We start from the raw sequence: 256 nt of genomic DNA on the forward strand, positions 1-256 counted from the left end.
GGGTGACCACCGTGCGGGTTCGACCCCCGCCCTCGGCACCATATGCGCCCGTAGCTCAATTGGATAGAGCGGTTGACTACGGATCAAGAGGTTAGGGGTTCGCCTCCTCTCGGGCGCGTGTTCTTTCGGGAAGTGGCTCAGCTGGGTAGAGCACCTGGTTTGGGACCAGGGGGTCGCAGGGTCACGTCCTGGCTGCCCGATAATTGTTTGGGGCCTTAGCTCAGCTGGGCGAGCGCCTGCCTTGCCCGCCGGAGGG

2 tRNA genes are annotated in these 256 nt (G+C 64.5%); both read left to right on the forward strand.

Annotation, left to right across the window (positions count from 1 at the left end):
* The first annotated feature begins 44 nt into the window (after window positions 1-44).
* Window positions 45-118, forward strand: a tRNA-Arg gene (locus JDS82_RS29245).
* A 9-nt stretch (window positions 119-127) separates the two neighbouring features.
* Window positions 128-248 (forward strand) — tRNA-Pro (locus JDS82_RS29250).
* Window positions 249-256 lie beyond the last annotated feature (8 nt).

The organism is Bacillus cereus group sp. N14 (genome assembly GCF_016483555.1).
GTDB lineage: Bacteria > Bacillota > Bacilli > Bacillales > Bacillaceae_G > Bacillus_A > Bacillus_A wiedmannii.